This window comes from Streptomyces sp. NPDC040432 (assembly GCF_055595445.1).
In genome coordinates, this window is sequence record NZ_JBVIVP010000037.1 from 12,949 (window position 1) to 30,512 (window position 17,564).

The 17,564-nt window shown below is 70.1% G+C and carries 18 protein-coding genes; 7 read left to right on the forward strand and 11 right to left on the reverse strand.

Annotation, left to right across the window (positions count from 1 at the left end; genetic code table 11):
- The first annotated feature begins 440 nt into the window (after nt 1-440).
- Nucleotides 441-671: a hypothetical protein gene (locus ACZ58N_RS37280; RefSeq protein WP_471169576.1), complete on the forward strand. Its 231-nt coding sequence runs from the start codon at nt 441-443 to the stop codon at nt 669-671.
- 211 nt (nt 672-882) lie between these two features.
- Here the strand turns inward: ACZ58N_RS37280 and ACZ58N_RS37285 are convergent, their stop codons facing one another.
- Together ACZ58N_RS37285 and ACZ58N_RS37290 are read right to left on the reverse strand one after the other, a co-directional pair.
- A complete protein-coding gene (locus ACZ58N_RS37285) occupies nt 883-2,034 on the reverse strand; it encodes a HEAT repeat domain-containing protein (protein WP_471169579.1) in 1,152 nt (383 codons plus the stop codon).
- A 328-nt stretch (nt 2,035-2,362) separates the two neighbouring features.
- Nucleotides 2,363-3,106, reverse strand: coding sequence for a 2OG-Fe(II) oxygenase (locus tag ACZ58N_RS37290; RefSeq protein WP_471169686.1), 744 nt, complete (start codon nt 3,104-3,106; stop codon nt 2,363-2,365).
- Between the two features lie 575 nt (nt 3,107-3,681).
- On the opposite strand from ACZ58N_RS37290, the gene ACZ58N_RS37295 reads away from it, so the two are divergent.
- A complete protein-coding gene (locus ACZ58N_RS37295) occupies nt 3,682-4,950 on the forward strand; it encodes a YhgE/Pip domain-containing protein (protein WP_471169581.1) in 1,269 nt (422 codons plus the stop codon).
- A gap of 461 nt (nt 4,951-5,411) precedes the next feature.
- On the opposite strand, the gene ACZ58N_RS37300 is transcribed toward ACZ58N_RS37295, so the two are convergent.
- Nucleotides 5,412-5,894, reverse strand: coding sequence for a hypothetical protein (locus ACZ58N_RS37300; protein WP_471169583.1), 483 nt, complete (start codon nt 5,892-5,894; stop codon nt 5,412-5,414).
- Nucleotides 5,895-6,063: 169 nt separating this feature from the next.
- Between ACZ58N_RS37300 and ACZ58N_RS37305 the strand changes: the two genes are divergently transcribed.
- Together ACZ58N_RS37305 and ACZ58N_RS37310 are read left to right on the forward strand one after the other, a co-directional pair.
- The gene (locus tag ACZ58N_RS37305) at nt 6,064-6,648 is read left to right on the forward strand and encodes a TetR/AcrR family transcriptional regulator (protein ID WP_471169586.1); all 585 of its coding nucleotides are present in this window, start codon (nt 6,064-6,066) and stop codon (nt 6,646-6,648) included.
- 171 nt (nt 6,649-6,819) lie between these two features.
- Nucleotides 6,820-7,521 carry a hypothetical protein gene (locus ACZ58N_RS37310; protein WP_471169588.1) on the forward strand — a complete coding sequence of 234 codons (702 nt, stop codon included), beginning with the start codon at nt 6,820-6,822 and terminating at the stop codon, nt 7,519-7,521.
- A 276-nt stretch (nt 7,522-7,797) separates the two neighbouring features.
- Here ACZ58N_RS37310 and ACZ58N_RS37315 read toward each other — a convergent pair whose 3' ends face one another.
- From ACZ58N_RS37315 to ACZ58N_RS37335, 5 genes are read right to left on the reverse strand one after another with little or no spacing between them, the layout of a single operon-like run.
- The gene (locus ACZ58N_RS37315) at nt 7,798-8,223 is read right to left on the reverse strand and encodes a hypothetical protein (RefSeq protein WP_471169591.1); all 426 of its coding nucleotides are present in this window, start codon (nt 8,221-8,223) and stop codon (nt 7,798-7,800) included.
- 35 nt (nt 8,224-8,258) lie between these two features.
- Nucleotides 8,259-8,414 (reverse strand): hypothetical protein, encoded by a 156-nt coding sequence (locus ACZ58N_RS37320; RefSeq protein ID WP_389710266.1) that lies wholly within the window; start codon nt 8,412-8,414, stop codon nt 8,259-8,261.
- 50 nt (nt 8,415-8,464) lie between these two features.
- Complete coding sequence (locus ACZ58N_RS37325; RefSeq protein WP_471169595.1) at nt 8,465-8,896, reverse strand: hypothetical protein; 432 nt, start codon at nt 8,894-8,896, stop codon at nt 8,465-8,467.
- 10 nt (nt 8,897-8,906) lie between these two features.
- Complete coding sequence (locus tag ACZ58N_RS37330) at nt 8,907-11,222, reverse strand: sensor histidine kinase (protein ID WP_471169598.1); 2,316 nt, start codon at nt 11,220-11,222, stop codon at nt 8,907-8,909.
- Entirely contained in the window at nt 11,219-11,965 is a 747-nt protein-coding gene (locus ACZ58N_RS37335) for a LuxR C-terminal-related transcriptional regulator (RefSeq protein WP_471169601.1), read from the reverse strand. Before ACZ58N_RS37335 ends, ACZ58N_RS37330 begins: the two co-directional genes overlap by 4 nt.
- Nucleotides 11,966-12,382: 417 nt before the next feature.
- Between ACZ58N_RS37335 and ACZ58N_RS37340 the strand changes: the two genes are divergently transcribed.
- Entirely contained in the window at nt 12,383-12,808 is a 426-nt protein-coding gene (locus tag ACZ58N_RS37340) for an ArsR/SmtB family transcription factor (RefSeq protein ID WP_471169604.1), read from the forward strand.
- A complete protein-coding gene (locus ACZ58N_RS37345; protein ID WP_471169607.1) occupies nt 12,805-13,314 on the forward strand; it encodes an SRPBCC family protein in 510 nt (169 codons plus the stop codon). The genes ACZ58N_RS37340 and ACZ58N_RS37345 overlap by 4 nt, the downstream gene beginning before the upstream one ends.
- Before the next feature lie 336 nt (nt 13,315-13,650).
- Here the strand turns inward: ACZ58N_RS37345 and ACZ58N_RS37350 are convergent, their stop codons facing one another.
- Nucleotides 13,651-14,601, reverse strand: a complete 951-nt coding sequence (locus tag ACZ58N_RS37350; RefSeq protein WP_471169610.1) for an alpha/beta fold hydrolase — start codon at nt 14,599-14,601, stop codon at nt 13,651-13,653.
- 127 nt (nt 14,602-14,728) lie between these two features.
- Here ACZ58N_RS37350 and ACZ58N_RS37355 point away from each other — a divergent pair, with 127 nt between their 5' ends.
- Nucleotides 14,729-15,343 carry a TetR/AcrR family transcriptional regulator gene (locus tag ACZ58N_RS37355; protein ID WP_471169613.1) on the forward strand — a complete coding sequence of 205 codons (615 nt, stop codon included), beginning with the start codon at nt 14,729-14,731 and terminating at the stop codon, nt 15,341-15,343.
- 168 nt (nt 15,344-15,511) lie between these two features.
- Here ACZ58N_RS37355 and ACZ58N_RS37360 read toward each other — a convergent pair whose 3' ends face one another.
- Together ACZ58N_RS37360 and ACZ58N_RS37365 are read right to left on the reverse strand one after the other, a co-directional pair.
- Nucleotides 15,512-15,970: a DUF6228 family protein gene (locus ACZ58N_RS37360; RefSeq protein WP_471169615.1), complete on the reverse strand. Its 459-nt coding sequence runs from the start codon at nt 15,968-15,970 to the stop codon at nt 15,512-15,514.
- 118 nt (nt 15,971-16,088) lie between these two features.
- Nucleotides 16,089-17,558, reverse strand: a complete 1,470-nt coding sequence (locus ACZ58N_RS37365) for an NUDIX domain-containing protein (protein WP_471169618.1) — start codon at nt 17,556-17,558, stop codon at nt 16,089-16,091.
- Nucleotides 17,559-17,564 lie beyond the last annotated feature (6 nt).

Consider the following 17,564-nt stretch of genomic DNA (forward strand, 5'->3'; position numbering starts at 1 on the left):
CCTTCCGGCGCACGGCTACGTCGCGCCATCGAGGGGGCATGGGACCCGGCGCCGACTCGTCATCACGGCGCCGCGGACCCGCCCTACGCGTGGGCGGAGCGAGTCGCTCCGCCCCGAGGTGGCCACCGGGGGGCACCCGGGTCGCCACAAGGGCGACACGGGGCAGGAACACGCCATAGAATGAACGTGTTCAAATCCGAGAGGCGACCGGGGGCCCTGTGGCAGTCGACACGCACACCACGCCGTACAAAGAGCCGGGCAGTGGTACACGAAGGCCCGCTGCTCACCCTTGGCAGACAGGAATCGCGCTGGCAGCCCTGATGCTCCCGCTGCCGTGCGCAGTCACGGCCGCGCTCAATGGCGGGTCGATCTTCCGCCTCACGGTCCCCGCTCTGCTCCTCGGCATACCACTGACACTCCGCCGGGACCGCGCGTGGTTCATGACCTCCAGCGTCATCGTCGCCGTCCTGGTCCTCGGATGGTCAGTCGTCGGCGTCCTCGAAGGAACCTGGGCGTTTCTTTCCTCGGCCCCTCTGTTGATCTGCGCGAACTTCGCCGACCCCCGCGAATACCGGACACCGGCCATCATCGCCGCCACCCTCGCGTGCCTGGTCTCCGCACCCCTCGTACTGCTCACCCTCGCGATCACCACCCTGTCCGTCACCTCGTAGGGACACATCCAGCACACGCCGAACAGCAGCAGCCACGCCCGGAGACGGCCGCGTTGCACGCGAACCCCAGTGGGACACGAAGGGCGGGGACCTGCGCTCCGGAAAGCACCGATTCGGAGCCGCGCTTCCAACAGACCGGCCGCTCGTGGGCAGGTGACTCCATCATCGCGACGAGGGACGAGCGGCGAGCGACGAGCTCTGGGCGGCGAGCTCAGGGCGATACGGTGCGCGCGCGAATGCGGTGCGCGGTCCGCAGCCCCTGCTTGGCCGCGGTTGCCACGAGGCCGCCGAGGGTGGTTCTGGTGAGGTCGTGGGCGGCGAGGTGTTCCAATGCCGGCAGGGCCCGGTCGTCGGCGGTGGAGCCGAGAGCACGGCAGGCCAGTGCTCGCAGGTCCGGGTCGGGATCGGTGGTGAGGGCGATCAGGTCGTCCACCACCGGCGGACCGAAGGTGGCGATCGCGGAGGCGAGATGACCGGCCTTCGGGTTCCGGCGTTCCGTCATTGCCTGCCAGAGGGCGGCGAGTGCCCGGTCGCCGCCGATGTGGCCGAGCGCCACGGCGGCGCTGCTGCGTACCCAGGTGGTCGCGTCGTTCAGCAGGGTTGCCAGCGCGGGCACGGCGGCCGGTTCCCGAAGGAGTCCGAGCGCCTCGCAGGCACCCTCGCGGACCATCGGATCGGGGTGCTCCAGCAGGGCGGTGATCAGCGGAACGGCCCGGCGGAAGCCGAGTTCGCCGCAGGCGAGCGCCGACCATCGCACCCCGCGGTGCCCGGTGTCGGCGAGCGCGCGCAGGAGGCTCGGTTCGATGCTCGCGTCGCCGAACAGGGCGATCCGGTTGAGTGCCTTGGTCCAGACGGTGACGTCCTGCGTCCGGTGGTCGGAGGCGACCGCGGACAGGGCCGCGCGTGCCTGGGGATGGCCGAGCTCGGCCCACTCCAGCAGGGCATCGATCGCCCGCAGCCGGATCGTGCGGTTCCCGCTCAACTCGGCGGCGTGGACGGTGACGAGGGATGTCGGCCCGTCCGGCGGGTGGCCGAGTGCGTCCCCGAGCGGGCCGGCGAGCGATGGTTCGAGCTCGCCCAGCGACAGGGCCAGTGGGCCGATTCGGGTGCCGACGTCCGCGTCGTACCGGCCGTCGCCGCGCAGGTTCGCGGCAAGCTTGGCGACCGTACGGAACAGCAGCCATGCGCGGTCCGATGGGGAATCGGCGAGGGCGTCGAGGCGGCCGGACATCGCCGCAGTGACGTCGGTCGGCGGGCGACCGGTGGCCTCCAGGACCGCCTCCGCCCAGGTGAGCGGCTCGCTCTGACGCTCGTAGAGCCGGCGACCCCACAGGCGAAGGACGGCATCACGGTGGTCGGTCATCCCAGCATCCTTCCAGCAGACGACGCCGACCGGTCAGGTGCTCCGGTCCGCGGCCCTCCAGAACTTCTCTTCGTCGACTTCGGCGACGTCCTGCTTCAGAAAGGTCCCGCCGGAGTTCACCGGAGTGCCGAAGCACTGGTGAATCACGCAGACGGCCGTCCAATCGCCTGGGTGGACCACGACTGCCTCGGGCTCGCCAACTTCGCCCGGGCCCCGCCAACCCCACGAACCACCAGCTGAGCGCCGGCCGGCTCTTCGGACTTCTCCGCACCCTGAGCCAAGATCTTTTACGGTATGGCCCCTGGCACCCCGATTGCCTCGGTGCTGCTCACGGCACATCCACGGGCTCGTAGAGCACATCGGTTCTGAGAATTGTCTTCGTGCCCTCAAGAATCGGGGCCGAGTCGTGGAGCGTCCGATGCCGGAAGAGGAGCACATCGCCCGGTTCGGGGCGGTGGACGCCCAGTATGTCCTCAGGCTCTGCGGGCCGGGTCCAATCCGAGAAGTCGCGTTGCGCGAAGGGAAGATCGTTCTGCTTGTCGGCGATGAACCGTGTTTCTCCGCCCACCGCCTCGTACGACAGGTAGACGACGACCGTCAGGAGGGTTCGCCTTCCGTCGGGGGCGAAGTAGGGGGAATCGTAGTGGGGGACGAGAAGTCCGCCGCGTTCGTACGTGATGAAGCGCATGCGCGGATTGACGGCCGCCGGCGCCCAGGCCCTTCCGTCCGCGTCCGCCGTCCGGTCCGGTCCCGCTTCAACCGACAGAAACGTCCGCAGCCTGCGGTAGAACTCTGCCGCCAGGGTTTCGGAGTCGGCCGTGGCGCGGAAGTGACCGACCGGGTCTCCCTCCCTGTAGTTGGCGGCAACGCCGTCTCGACCCAACGGCACAAAGCGTTGGGCCGCCAGTTCGGCCGCGAACACCTCCACTTCAGTGGGAGTGAGGAAGTGGCGAATCAACCTGGCATCGACGTTCGGGATCTCCGACTCGATCGGGGCCCATGAGTCGTCGGCAGATATGCGACTCAGTGCTTCCTCGGAGAGCTCAAAGGGGTTTACCGGCATTCCGAACATGCTCACTTCTCCGTCCTCAGGGCATCGCCGACACCACGGTGGCCGCGGGCCCGACCGCCCGGAACGGGCAGCCCTTCGGGGTGAAGGGCGGAACTGTGGGCCACGTACGCGTGCGCGTCGCATCCATGGAGGGACTTGAGGCCCCTGGAGGCAGCGCCCGCCGGGAGCGGGGACCACCGAGCGATTATCGTCATGATGACGATATTAGGTCGGAGCGAACCCCCAAAGCAAACGGGACGTGCCGCGCGGCGGAAGGGGTCGCGCCGCAGGCCACGCGGGAGACCCGGCGGCCGGGCGTGACCTCTTCACGGCTCTCGTACCGACAACAACCGTGTGCTCGGCGCCCACCGCCCCGCGGCCCTCTCACGGCCCGTGACCACTTCACGCGATGGGTGCAGCGGGCCACCGGCAGCGGCAGGCCTCGGCCTCCCGGCCGTGGAGGTTCCGGCTGGGGAACATTCGCGCCGGACCGTGTGGGTGCAACGGGGGGAGGTGTGCGAGGCGTACAGCGGGCTTGGCCGGTTCGGGGCCCATCCTGATGTCCGATCCCGCCCGCCGGAACGTCACGGAGAGCCATGTCCGAGCCCGCCGCCCCCGAAGCCACTGCCGCTGCCCTGTTGCGCCGTCCGCAGCTATGGCTGATCCCCACGATCCTGACCGGCCTGCTCGCCCTGCTGCTGTCGCTCCTCTACATGGGCGGCATCGTGAATCCCAACGCGGACCTCCGCGACCTGCCCATCGCCCTCGTCAACGACGACATCGGCAAACCGCCGGCCGGACAGCAGCAGAACTTCGGTGCGCAGATCACGGCCGCCATCGCCGCCGATACCGCGGGCGGCAAGGCCGACTGGCGCACGGTCACCCGTGCCCAGGCCCAGGACCAGCTCGACTCCGGCAAGATCTACGGCGCCCTGGTGATCCCTTCCGGTTTCACGGACTCCGTCACCGCGCTCACGACACCCGGGGCCACGGGACGGCCGATCATCACCGTGCTCACCAACCCCGGCAAGGGAAGCCTCGGTTCCTCCCTCGCCGGCCAGATCACCACCCGGGCGGCCCACACTGCCTCCCAGAACGTCGGCCGGCAGCTCACCGCGGCCACGGGCGACCGGGTGAACCCCACGACGAAACTGCTGCTCGCCGATCCCGTCGAGATCGTCACCCAGGTCGGCCACCCCATCGGCACCCACAGCGGACTCGGCCTGACGGCCTTCTACTACACGCTGCTGCTGGTGCTGGCCGGGTTCATGGGCGGCAACGTGATCAGCAACGGCGTCGACACCGCCCTCGGCTACGCCGACAACGAGATCGGCCCCTGGCACACGCGCCGCCCGACCGTGCCGATCGACCGGACCCAGACGCTGCTCCTCAAGATGGTGATGACCGCCGGCATCACCCTGGTCAGCACCGGTCTGGTGATGCTGGCCTGCGTCGTCGTCCTCGGGATGGACGCGTCCCACCTGCCGCTGCTGTGGATCTACTCCTACTGCGCGGCCCTGGCCGTCGGCCTGGGCGTGCAGGCCATCAACGCCGCGTTCGGCGGGATCGGCCAGCTGGTGTCCATGTTCGTGTTCATCGTGCTGGGCCTGCCGTCCTCGGGTGCCACCGTGCCGCTCCAGGCGGTGCCGGCCTTCTACCGGTTCCTGTCGCACTTCGAACCGATGCGCCAGCTCAGCGACGGCGTGCGCGCCATCCTCTACTTCGACGCCCGTGGCGACGCCGGCCTGACCCGCTCCTGGATCATGATCGCGATCGGCACTGCCTTGGCCCTGCTCTTCGGGTTCGCCATGACCGCCTACTACGACCGCAAGGGACTCAAGCGCCTCACCCCACAGCCCGCCTGACGTCGCCGGCGCACGCCTCCCCCAGGGGCGCACCCGGGTGGCCCCGGTGGCCGTGCGGCCGTGCGGCCGTGCGTTCACCGAGGTCGTACGGAGACACTCGATCGAGCCGGAGGGTGGGTGGGAGCCTGTCGGCCGACGGCCGGAGTGCCGTGGTGGCCTGCTCCGGGCCTCCGGGCCGCCGGCCTCGGGGCTTGCTGCCGGGGCTTGCCGTCGGACCTGCCGCGCTCGCCGCCGGCGGTGGCTAGTGGCCCGCGACGGTACGTCAGGCGCCCACCCGGCGTGGTTCTTCCGACGGCTTGCGCGGCGGTTGCCGCCGGGGCTTCAGCGCGGTGAGCCGGCGGCGCGGCGTGCTCGAACGACCCCGTACTCCGGGTCCGAGGTTTCCGTCGTCCTCGCGAAACGTGGTGAAACGGGCGAGGGAGCCCGCGTAGAAGTGCAGCTGGATCCCTCGCCTGCCGCAGTCAGGAGGCAAGCCGCTGTTCTGTTCCCTTGGGCGTGGTCTCCCTGGGTGTCCGGCTGCCCGTCACCCTGCGCTCGACCGCCTTTTGGCCTCTCGCCAGCCATCGCACCGGCCAGTACAGCAGGATCGCCAGGCACAGCAGCCAGCCGAACGCGTGCACCGCCCATACACCCGCCATCGTCGGGCCGCCCCATGCCTGGTGGTAGTCGGTGTCGTAGTACCAGACCGGATAGGCGAAGTTCCGGACGGAGTTGAACAGCGAGTAGCCGATCAGCACGAATGCCGCCAGGTCCAGCGGCAGGCTCATTGCCGCCCGCCCCAACACCCTGCCGGCCGTCCACCCCGAGACACCCGACAGCCAACCCTGCACCCGTGCTGCCCGCCCCCGCTGCCCCAGGAGAACCAGGAGCACCCCCGCCAGGCCGACCGGTAGCGCCAGGAACGCACCCACCGCACCACGGACGGTCCTTCGAACCACGTACATGGCCATCCCCCACCCCGTTCACCGTTGACGTCCCCCTGCCCCGCCGACGAAATGCCCCGAGGTTCGACGAGGGATATCGGCACGGACCGTGCCGTGCCGATCATGGATCATCATGGGCGCCCCGGTAGTCCATGTCAACGGCACATGGCGTGCCGATATAGTCGGGGCCATGACGGACGAGGAGGCTCCCCCGCGACGCCGTGGCACCGCACGCACCGACGAACTGCTCCGCACGACACTCGAACTCGGAGCCGAAGTCGGTTTCGCAGGGCTGAGCTTCGAGGCACTCGCCCGCCGGGCAGGCGTGGGCAAGCACACGCTCTACCGGCGCTGGCCGTCCAAGTCGGCCCTGCTCCTCGATGCACTCAACCGCGTCTGGACCCAGGGCCTGGACTACCGCGACACCGGCGACGTCCGCGCCGACCTGCGCGAACAGTTCCTCCGCTCGGCCTCCGCCCTCTCCGAGCCTCCGATCGGCCCCCTCTACCGCGCGGTCATCGCGGAGGCACAAGCGGACCCGGCACTACGGGCAACCCTGCACGCGCGGTTCCTGCGCACCGTGGAGCAGAGCACCCTCGACCGCATCACCCTCGCCCAGCAGACCGGCGAGCTGGACCCGGACGCGGACCTGACGTACGCCGCCGAAGTATTGAGCGGGACGCTGTACTACCGCTGGCTCGTGACGGACCTCCCCATCGACGAGTACGCGGTGGACGGCCTGCTGGCGATGTTCCTGGCGGCGTACGCGAGGTAGCCGAAGACGGCTCTCGGACACCCGCGCAGCAGCGGCGCGAGCCGGAAGGCCGCAAGCCCGGGAAGCCATCCTTGATGTCCCTCCGCGGCTGAGAGACCGAACGCACCTGACGTACCTGACGTACCTGGGCCGGCTCGGCCGGAGCGGCCCGCCCCACACCCCCTACCAGTCGTGGCGGTCATGGAACCCTCGAACTTTCCCGAACCCGACGTACGTCTGGCGCGCCTCGCGAGCGCAGTCGGTCTGACACCCGCATGGCCTCCGACCGCTGCGTTCCTCGACGAACTCGCGCGGCGAACCGGGCTCCGCGTCCACGACCTCCTGCTGATCGCGGATCTCCCCGTACCCGCGACCGCGTGGCTCTTCGACGAGACGGCCGGCGCTTCCAGTTCCTTGGTTTCACGCTCCCTCGCCCTGACCGCGTCCGACAGGCAGCTGCTGCGCACCCGTGCTCGCTCCCTGACCGCGCCGGCGGGAACACTCGCTCCTCGGCAGCCCCGACCGCACGAGCAGTATCCACCGGGCTTCGGCTCGCTCCTCCTTCGGATGCTCGCGCTCCGTAACCTGAGCTGGTCGGGGACGGCCAAGGCCATGTGCCTCATGTCGGGCGTGTGCAAGGCGGCCTCGACCATCGGCGCGGTGGGACGAGGCGCCAAGCAGCTCGATCCGCAGATCGTCGACGGCGTCGCGGCGACGCTCGGCATACCCGTCGCCGTGCTGGCCGCCCTGACCGGAATCCGCCCGCCGGGCGACCTTCCGGAACCCGCGCCCGAGGTGGTCGACACCGCCTCGCTGATCTGGGAGATCCGGCATCTGACCCGGGACCAGGAAACGGAACTCACCGAGTACGCGGAGGCGCTGAGCAGGAAGTGAATCCGTCCGGGTCACACATCACCCGCTCCTGAGGAATGGATTCGGAAGGAACGCGCAGCTGTCCGGCAGGTCCACTACGGGGCCGGCGCCCATGGCCGAGCGCGGAGCCCCTCGCGCCGACCGGCCCGGCGCGCCCTGCACCCGAGCCGCGCGTACCGCGCGGCCGGCACGCTGTTGTCGGCGCCGATGCGGCCGGGCGCGCGGCAGGCCCCCACCCCGATGCCGACGGGGTGGGGGCCTGCCGCGTGGTCGAGCCCTGGGGTTGCCTTCGTTCCCTCAGAACCCGCGGTCCCAATGGGTGATCCGCACGCCGGATCCTTCAAGAGCCATCTGTACGCCATTGCGGATCCCGAGGGTGTTGCCCATCCATCGCTTCACCGACCGCACGGGGCGGTCGAAGTAGGCGTGGCCCTCGGTCGCTCCGGATACGACGGACAGATCGACGAAGAACGTGAAGTAGGTGTCGACCGAATTTCCGGCACCCACAGTGATTCCGGTTGAATCACACCTGATCAGATGGATGGACTCCATGAGTCCGGGTCCGGTGACCTCCATCGACGGGTGCGACAACTGGTCGATGAGGCCCGCGTGGACGATGCGGACGGTGTCCTCCGGCGAGTGGGGGGAGCGGAACGTTCCCACCTCTCCCGACTTCGCATGCTCTTCGGCGGCAGCACGTCGACCGCGTCCGAAAAATCCCATGTTCTGTCTTCTCCCTGTCTCGGCCGCCGGACCGATCACGTGCCGTCGATGACCTTGCGCGCTCGGTTTCCCCGCGATCCGGCCTCCCGGTACAGCCGGTACAGGAGCTCCGTCTGCTGCTTGTCCAGGGATCCCACCCCCATCCGTTCCGCCTTGCTCAGAACCGCTTCGTACTGTTCCGCTGTAGCCATGCAATTCCCTTACTCTTGCGACGAGTTCTCCACGGGCCATGCGGTTCGGGTCAGTTCGGCCCGTCCGTCTCCATCCATTCCGCTTGCCCTGCCGTGGAGGAGACGGAGTCGATGATCCGTTTCCGTTTGCGCCGGATCGCCCGGTAAGCCCGAGGTGTCCTGATGATCCCGCCGAGCTGTGTGGTGAGAGCCATGTTGCTGACGAAAACGGTGGTCATGCAGGTGCCGTCCTCCTGCGGCTCCACATCGACGCGGATGATGCTTCCCACGGCATGCCGGGTCTCCAGTCCCTGCTCCGTGCCGCTGACGGTCCAGCGCATTCCGCGGGCCGCCTCGGCGACGCACCGGTAGACCTCCTGCGGGTCGGCCGGGCCCACCGTCGCGTACTGCCGTTCAAGATCGCGAACGAACCGTCTGCCTTGGAAGAAGGCTCCCGCTCCCACCGCTGTGCAGAGGAACAGAAAGATCAGTAGAGCTCCCACGACCGTCCTTTCACGCTCGGCTTCTGCCCTCCAGCGTGACGGGGACCGGGCCCGGGGTCATGTCCCCGAATCCGGGGACATGACGGCCGTTGCGGAGCACGACCAGACGCACACACGTCGCCTCGGGAAAGTCGTCCACGACCGGTCCGAATTCCGCGAGGGCCCGGCCGATCGTCGCGCTCCTGGCAGGATCGCCCGGGACGGTCACCAGGCTCACCTCCACCCGGTCCGCGCCGGGATGCAGGCTGAGGGTCAGTTCCCGAGGTGTCACGGAGCCCCTCAGCGCGGCGGCGAGCAGGTCGCGCAGGACCAGGGGTGGATCCACGGAGTCGGTGTCCGATTGGAAGGTGACGACGCAGCCGGCCTCCCGGGCCGTGCTCAGGAGACCTCGGATCCGTTCATCGATGACTCCGGGCAGGTGCAGTTCGTCGCGCGCCATCGTTTCGAGCGCGCGGGCGCGTTCTCGCGTCTCCTGCCCCGACGGCCGCTCACGATCCGCCCCGACCTCGCGCAGGAAGGGCAGCAGCTCGGCGCCGATCTCCGACAGTCTGCGTTGATGGAGCGTCACATGGGCCTGCTGGGCCGCTTCGGCGATCGTGATCGCGAGCTGCTCCCGGTGGGCGTCCGACACGACGGCGCCCAGACGCAACACCGTCCGTACGATCACCCACACCATGACGACGCCGAACACCGGAGCCAGCAGGGCGGGCAGTACGGCGCCCGGCGAGGCGGCCTCCAGATCGCCGGTCGCGATCAGCGCCAGGACGGCGATCTCCTCGGCGATCAGTGGAATCACGGCTTCTCTCACCGAACGGACCGTCAGCAGCACCACGAACAAGGGGGAGAGCGCGCCGATGGGCCACGACCCGAAGTCGTCGAGGCTGTCGGCGGGGATGACGGAGAGGCCGTACACCAGACCGGTCACGGCGAACGCGGCGGCGCAGACGCCGACCCATCGGGGCACCGGCCGATGCGCGCGGACGATCAGGGCGAGCGTTGCCAGGGCGACCCCGGTGTACCAGAGCGTGAGCCGGTCGGCGCCTTCCGCGGCATCGCTGTAGATCACCGCGATCGCGTACATGCTCAGCAGATAGGGAACGCAGACCGCCGCGAGCGGCCTGCGGATGTCCCCCACGGCGAGGGCGATCAGGCCGACCCTGTCCGGGCGGGCCGTCTCGACCTGCGAGAGCGCGGCGTCCCGGCTCCAGACCAGCCGGACCGTCGTGCCCGCGCCCTTCTCGCTCACCACCTCGGCCGTGCCGCCCACTTCGGCCATGCACTCGACGACCGACCCGTTCAGACCCCAGGAGCGGCCGCGCGCCCTCGTCGGGGAGAACCCGATGCCGTTGTCCGCCACGGTCAGGGTCACGCCGTGGGGGCCCTCCTCCAGGCGTACGGAAACGGTGTCGGCGTGGGCGTGGCGGTCGACGTTGCGCAATGCCTCCCGTGCGGCGGCGAGCATGGCCGACGCCACGGTGGCCGGCACCAGGACGTCGGCGTCGGTGTGCACGGTGGTGGTCACCGCGATGACGGCACGGAGCCCTTCCACGTCCCCGGCGAGGTTTCGGGTACCGCCGTCCGGTGCCGCCGGAGCCCGCGATATCGCCGCGAGTGCATCCGCGCAGGCCCGCCGCACTTCGGCCCGGGTGGCGCCGCGCCCGGCCACCGCTTGCAGGGCAGCGGCCACGTCGTCGTGAAGCATGCGCTGGAACGTGCGGTGCGCTGAGCGCAACCCCTCGTGGTGCGCCTCGTTGGCCTGCGCCGCCAACAGGGCGTCATGGGCGTGATCGGCCCTCGCGGCGGCGGACCGCATCACACTGCACACCACACCGGCGGCCAGTGTGCCCGAGACGGCGGGCCAGAGACTTTCCAGGGCGCCCACCAGCCCGTCCGACGGAAGCGAAGCGACCACCTGGCCGAGACACACGGTCACACAGGCCGGCCAGGCACGACTCGGGGGCAGGAAACCCGCCGCCAGGATCCCCGCGACCAGGGCCGGATTCCCCCGGGTGCCCACCACGATCGCCTCCGGACGGGACACGCCGATCGCCACGTACACCACGAGGGCCGCAGCACCCGCCACCCACGCGTCCGGGGCGGCCAACAGGCAGCGCCAGGCGCGGGCCGCACCGAGCAGAAGCACCACGACGAACAGGCCGCCCGCGAAAGCCGTACCCCCGTCGAGCGTCCCGGCGGCGGACACCAGGGTGACCGTCCACAGCATCGCCAGCATCAGCGCGAGTACGGTGAAGGACCGTTGGATTCCCCGTTCGACGCCGAACCGGTACGTTCCCTCCTTGCCGAACCGGTACGTTCCCTCCTTCACGAGGCTCCGGGCTCGGCGCCGAGTTCCTCGGCAACGGGGGATCCCGCATCGGCGGTGTCGTCGCCGGGCAGTTCGATGCCGATGTGGCCGTCGCGCAAGGCGAACGCCGCCAACTCCTGCGCACCCGCCGTCGGATGGCCGACGGCCGCGTACCGCTTCGCCGCCCGCTTGAGGTAGGAGGGCAGGGTGTGCTCCGCGATCTGCATCTCCTTCGCGACCAGTCGGCGCGGCTTTCCCTGGGCGATCAGGGACAGGACCTGGCGCTCGCGCGCCGAGAGTCGGACACCCGCGCGCGGATCGGTCACGATGGCGTGGGCCAGTCTGCTGGAGACCGAGAAGTCGTTCCGGTGCGCGGCGCGGACCGCCTCCACGACGGTTTGTTCCGGATCCCCCTTGAGCACGAGGCCGAGCGCGCCGGCGTCGATGGCGCTGCGCACGATGCCGGGACGGGAGTCGGAGGTGAGGATCACGACACGGGAGCCGATGGCACGGATTCGTCTGACGTTGAGCGCGACATCGGGTTCGTCCGGCAGGAGCAGATCGAGCAACACCACCGAGGCGGGGCCGTCGGTGCGTGCAAGCAACCCTCTGACGCTGGTTTCGACGGCGGTCAGCCGGATGTCCGGGGCGTTGTCGGCGAAGAAGTACTGGAGGCCGTGCCTGATGAATGGGTGATCGTCGACGGCGGCGACCGTGATGGCCGGATCCGTGGTCGGCGCGGCATCGGTCTGGTGCCCTGTCATACGGTCATCATGGCGCCTTCCCGGGGCGCTCCGGGCGGAAACGGCCCGACGGACCCGGCGCCTCACGGCGATGCGCACCGGCCTCCGTCACGACGGCGGAATTCGCCGAACCCGGTTGTCCTGCGGGGCCCTTCGCGCCCCCGCGCGGCTGCCCGGGCACACTCGCGGTGACGTCCTGGCGGCATGGCAGCTCAATGGCGAGCCGGTCGACCTCGGACCGCTGCAGACCTTGTGGCCGGGCAGATGGGAGGGCGGTGTGGCGGACCGGGGTGGTGTGGCGGACCGGGGTGGTGGTGGTCCACCTCCGCGTCGCCGGCACGACGGGTCCGGGACGGGCGCTCACGGGTGGGCTCGGGCATCGAGAAGCGGTGAACCCGAGGACTTGCACATTGGTAACCTATAGGTTACCAATGAGGAGTGGACCCGTTCATCGCTCTGGCCGACCCCATACGCCGTGACCTGCTGCGCGCCCTCGCGTCCGGACCGGCCCGCGTGGTCGACCTCGCGGCACGACACCCGATCAGCCGGCCCGCGGTGAGCAAGCATCTGCGACTGCTCACCGAGGCGGGGCTGGCCACCGTCGAGGACCACGGTCGCGAACGCCACTACGCGCTCGCCCGCGCGGGCCTCGCCCCGGTCCGCGCGCTGCTCGACGAGCTCGCCGGACTCCGCCCCCCGATCCCCGAGAGCGCCTTCGACGCCCTCGACCTGGAGGTCCGCAGGACCGTCCACGACCGCCGGGCCGCTGCCGACGCCGCTACCGGCACGGACACCGGTGCCGGCACCGGTATCGGCACCGGCACCGGCACCGATACCGGAAGACCTCAGGAGGAATCCGCATGACCAGCACCCCCACCGGGCGTCGCGTGACCGTCGACGGCCTGGACAGCATCGCCTTCGACCGCACCTTCCGAGCAGGCATCAAGGACGTTTGGGCGGCGGTCACCGAGTCGGACCGCCTGGCCCGATGGATCGGTGAGTGGACCGGCGACCCGACGACCGGCTCCGTCGACTTCCGGATGCTCTACGAGGGGGACGAACACCAGGCCGAGCTCCTCACCATCCAGGAATGCCGGGCCCCCCACCGTCTCGTCCTCACGTCGCAGGTGCCCGGCCAGGAACTCATCTGGCACATCACCCTCACGCTCGTCGAACACGAGGGCACCACCACACTCACCTTCACCCAGTCCGTCGGCGACGACCCGGCGATGGCGGGCGGAGTCGGCCCCGGCTGGGACTACTACCTCGATCGGCTCGTCGTCGCCGAGACCGGCGGTGACCCGGCGTCCGTCGACTTCGGTGACTACCACCCGGTCCACGCACAGCACTACCTCGACATGTTCGGCTGAGCCGACGAGGCCGCCCAGCACGAGGGGGGCGACGATTCGGGTTCGAAGCCGCGGCTGTCCGACCATCGGCGTACGTTCCGAGCCGGGGGCACGAACGGCCGGCGGGCCGCCGACCTGGAGGAGCCCGGGATCTCGTGGGACACCGCCGATGCATGCCGGAGGCGTACGGCCGGAGCGCGCCCCGTGGCGGCCACCGGTCCGCGGTTCAACCGAGCGTCACCACACGAAAAGGGCCTGGCCGGATCTCGTGGTCCCGGCCAGGCCCACGTCCTCCGGGATGGTGCCCATCCGGCGCCAAACCCTGCGCAGGGTTGCCGAAGCCGGGGGGGAAAGCGCCTACGGGTGCGTGGCGCCCCGGTTTCCCGCCGGGTCGAGGGAGTCGACGTCCTCCATGAAGGAGAGCATCCGGGCATTGACCACGTCCGGGTGGTCGATCTGCGGGCCGTGCCCCGTCGCGGTGATGATCTCGGCGCGGGCCCCCGGTATCAGGCGCGGTACGCGCTCCAGCTGCCGCTTCGGGTGTACGAGGAGGCTGTGCTTGCCCATGATCAGGTACAGCGGGGTGCGGATGGACCGCAGCGCGTCCTCGGCGAGCGGCAGTGGTGCGGGACGGCGGATTCGATACGCACGGGCACCGATCTGGATCCACTTGCGCATCTCGGGGACAGCGATGACCGGCTGATCCAGCCACTTGGCGAGCCGGGGGCGCAGGGCGGCGGGGGCGAAGGTGGCGAACAGGCTGACGAACACCCAGGCGAAGAACCGCAGTCCCACCTTCTCCAGGCCGCCCGGATCGAGGGCGGTGACGGAAGCGAGTCGTTCGGGCCGACGGTGGGCCTGGTTGAGGACGAGCCATCCTCCGTAGGAAGAGCCGACGAGGTGGACCTTGTCGAGGCCGAGCGCGTCGAGGGCTTCGTCCATCCACTGCGCGGCGCGCTCGGGTTGCCACATGGGCTCGCGGTGGACGCTGCGGTTGGCGTCGCCCGGGGTGTCGAGGGCGTAGACCGGGCGATCGAGGCTGAGCCCGGGGGTGTTGGGGTACCACATGGCGGAGCTGTAGCCGGCGCCGTGGATCAGGACGATCGGCGTCCTGGCCTCGGCCTCCGGTGAGGTGGGGCCGTAGCGGTAGACGTGGGTGGTGCCGAAGCTGGTCTCCACGTCCGTTTCGGAGCGGATGGGTGCTCCCATGGCGTAGAGCACGTCCGCGGCGGCGAAGTAGCGGTCGCGGAGCTGGTCGTTGACGTAACGGCCGACATCGCGGCGCTCGCGGGTCGTGGGTTCGGGCACGGGGCACCTCCGGGAAGATCCGTTCTTCGTGATACGAGCGTACCATGTAGATGGTACGGCGGTATCATGAAGTGGTCCGGGACAGGACCGGACGCCAACTCACCATCGACAGCCGGAGACGCCGCACATGCCCAAGCACGTGGACCACGAGGAACGGCGCGTCCAGATCGCCGACGCCCTCATCCAGGCCGCCGGGCGGCGCGGATTGCACGCCGTCGGCATGCGCGACGTCGCAGCCGAGGCGGGCGTGTCACTACGGCTCGTCCAGTACTACTTCGAGACCAAGGAGAAGCTGCTCTTCTACGGCCTCAAGCACCTCACCGACCTCTTCACCACACGTGTGGGCGCCCGCCTGGCCGCCGTCGGACCGGACCCGGGCCCGCGTGCCACGATCGAGGCGCTACTGCTGGCCTCGCTGCCGACGGACGAAGAAGGCCGGACGTTCCACCTGCTGTACAGCTCCTACGCCATCCTGTCCGTGACCGACGAGGCACTGGCCGCCCAGCCCTTCATCGACAACCCCGACGCCGCCGAGAACGCCCTGACCGCACTGCTCCAGCAGGCACAGGAGACCGCCCTGGCCGATCCGGCCGTCGACGCGCGCACAGAGGCGATCAGCCTCCTCGCCATGACCGCGACCATGGGAACCAGCGTCCTCGTCGGCCAGCGGACGCCGCAGTCCGCCATCGCGGTACTCGACCACCATCTCGACCGGATCTTCAGCAACAGGCCCGCCACGTAGCCCGCACGGCCTCGGCAACCACACCGAGCCCCACCCCGACGGACAGCCATGAACCCCTGTCCTTGGCCGCTGCTCGGACGCCACCGCGGGCGGCGCCCGGACGAACGGGCGCGATCGGGTCGACCGCGCCATGGATCAGCCTGCGGCTGGTGGTGAGTCCGCCGGGGATCAGGCCTCCGGGCCGTCGACGAAGAAGCGGACGGCAGCAGCGAACGAGGACATCTGCTCCCCTGCTTCCAGCCACGTGGTCACGGAAACGCTCCATCCGCCCATGTCCCTACGCCAGGGGCGCAGGGTCCACGTCAGGCCGACGTAGCCGCCGGACCTGGACACCGCGGACACGGCCAGGTCGCCGTCATGGGTGGACCAGCACCGTTCTCCGTCCCAGCCGGCGAAATCGCCGGCCAGCTTCTCAAGGAAAGGAGCGAGGCCCCCGCCGTCCCCGATCCACGCCACGACCTTGTCGATCCGGACACCGAGCCCCGGTGCCTGCACTTCGACCGAGTAGTGGACACACCAATCGTCTGCGGATTCCCGCTCACAGAAGCGGACTGCCACGGATGCGTTGTCCTGGCACACGACGGCAACTCCGCCGGGCTCATCGGCACCACCGCTCGGGAAGATCATGGGCGTAACCCTAGCCGGCCCGGAACCACCGTGCCCGGTGCCAGGAGGCCACGCCCCTCTCCGCGCACGCTACGACTCCTCGGGCAGTGACGGAAGCGGGCGGGGGGCTCGGAGGCGGTCAGGTCCAGCCGAGCTCGGTGTAGGGACGACCGGCCCGGATGCCGTCGATCGCCGCGCGGGTGTAGGGGACGATCGGCTCGGGGAGCGCGTCAACCGGCCACCAGCCCCAGGAGACACACCGGTCCGATTCCCGGACCTCGGGCGTCCCCGTCCACTGCCGGGCGCGGAAGACGAACCCGATGCGGGGCTGGTCCCCGGGTTGGTCCACCATGTGCACCACGTGCGCGAGCTCGACGTCGGCCGGGTCGATGAGCAGCCCGGCCTCTTCCTGCGCCTCGCGGACCAGGCAGGCCACCGCGGACTCCCGCTCGCAGTGCCCGGCGAGGAAGTGGTGGGTACCGCCCGCGTACGCGGAGCCGGGGTGCCGCAGGCCGAGCAGCACCCGGCCGTCGCGTTCGAGGTACAGGTGGACGCCGACGATGTGCGGAACGCTGGTGCTGCCCGCCTTCCGGCTCTCCGGCTCGACGGTTCCGCCCTGGGGCGCCGTCGTGGTTCGGGCGGTGTGCTGGGCGTGCCGGCGGACGAGGTCCAGGGTGGAGGGGCTGAGCCGCAGGCGCCGCATGGTGTCGGGGTGGAACCAGGCCAACATCACGCCCTCGGTGAGCGGCAGCCGGGCCGGGTCGCCGTTCCACTGGGCGGTGAACACCTGAACCGGCACGGTCAGACCATCGGTGCCGGTGGCGAGCTCGACGGCGAACGGCTCCACGGCGCGAAGTTCGAGCCCGGTTTCCTCCCGCAGTTCACGGCGGACCGTGTCTTCGAGCGTGGTGTCGCCCGGCTCACGGCCGCCGCCGAGCAGCGCCCAGGCCCCCGGCTCCCGGATGCCGGGGATGTCGTCGCGCAGGTGCAGCAGGTAGCGCCCGCGCCCGTCGTGGATCAACGCCGAGGCGTTGACCGGCTCGATGCGGCCCTTCAGTCCGGACGTGCTGAGCTTCGCCCGTAGCTGCGGGGCCGTGACCTTGTCGAAGGTGGTCCACCGAGGGGACGAGACCTCCTCCGGCTGCACCGTGACCTCGATGTCGCTGTCCACCAACTGGAAGACGAAGCGGAAGTCCCAGTGCTGGTGGGCGGCTTCGCCCTTGGCCGGGTTGGCGTCGATGTCGAAGACATCGACGTCGATGGGCAGGTCGCCGTAGGCGGCGGTGGCGCACAGTGCGCCGGGCGGGATGCCGACCTCCTCATGGACCTCACGCAATGCCGTCGCCGGCAACGTGTGATCCCCTGCCTCGACGTGTCCGCCGGGGGCCAGCAGCAGCCCGAAGGTGTTGTGGTGGATGAGCAGGACACGGCGGTCGTGGTTGACGACGACCGCGCTGCACGTGATGTGTCCCGGCAGGGTCGATCGGCTCGTGGGCTCGGCGTCCTCGTCCAGCAGCCGCAACAGCGGAGCCAACGAGTGCACTTCGGTGGGGTTCCGTTCCAGGTAGGTGGTGAGGAGATCGCGGATGTGTGAGCGGGTGGGTGGCAAGAGGAA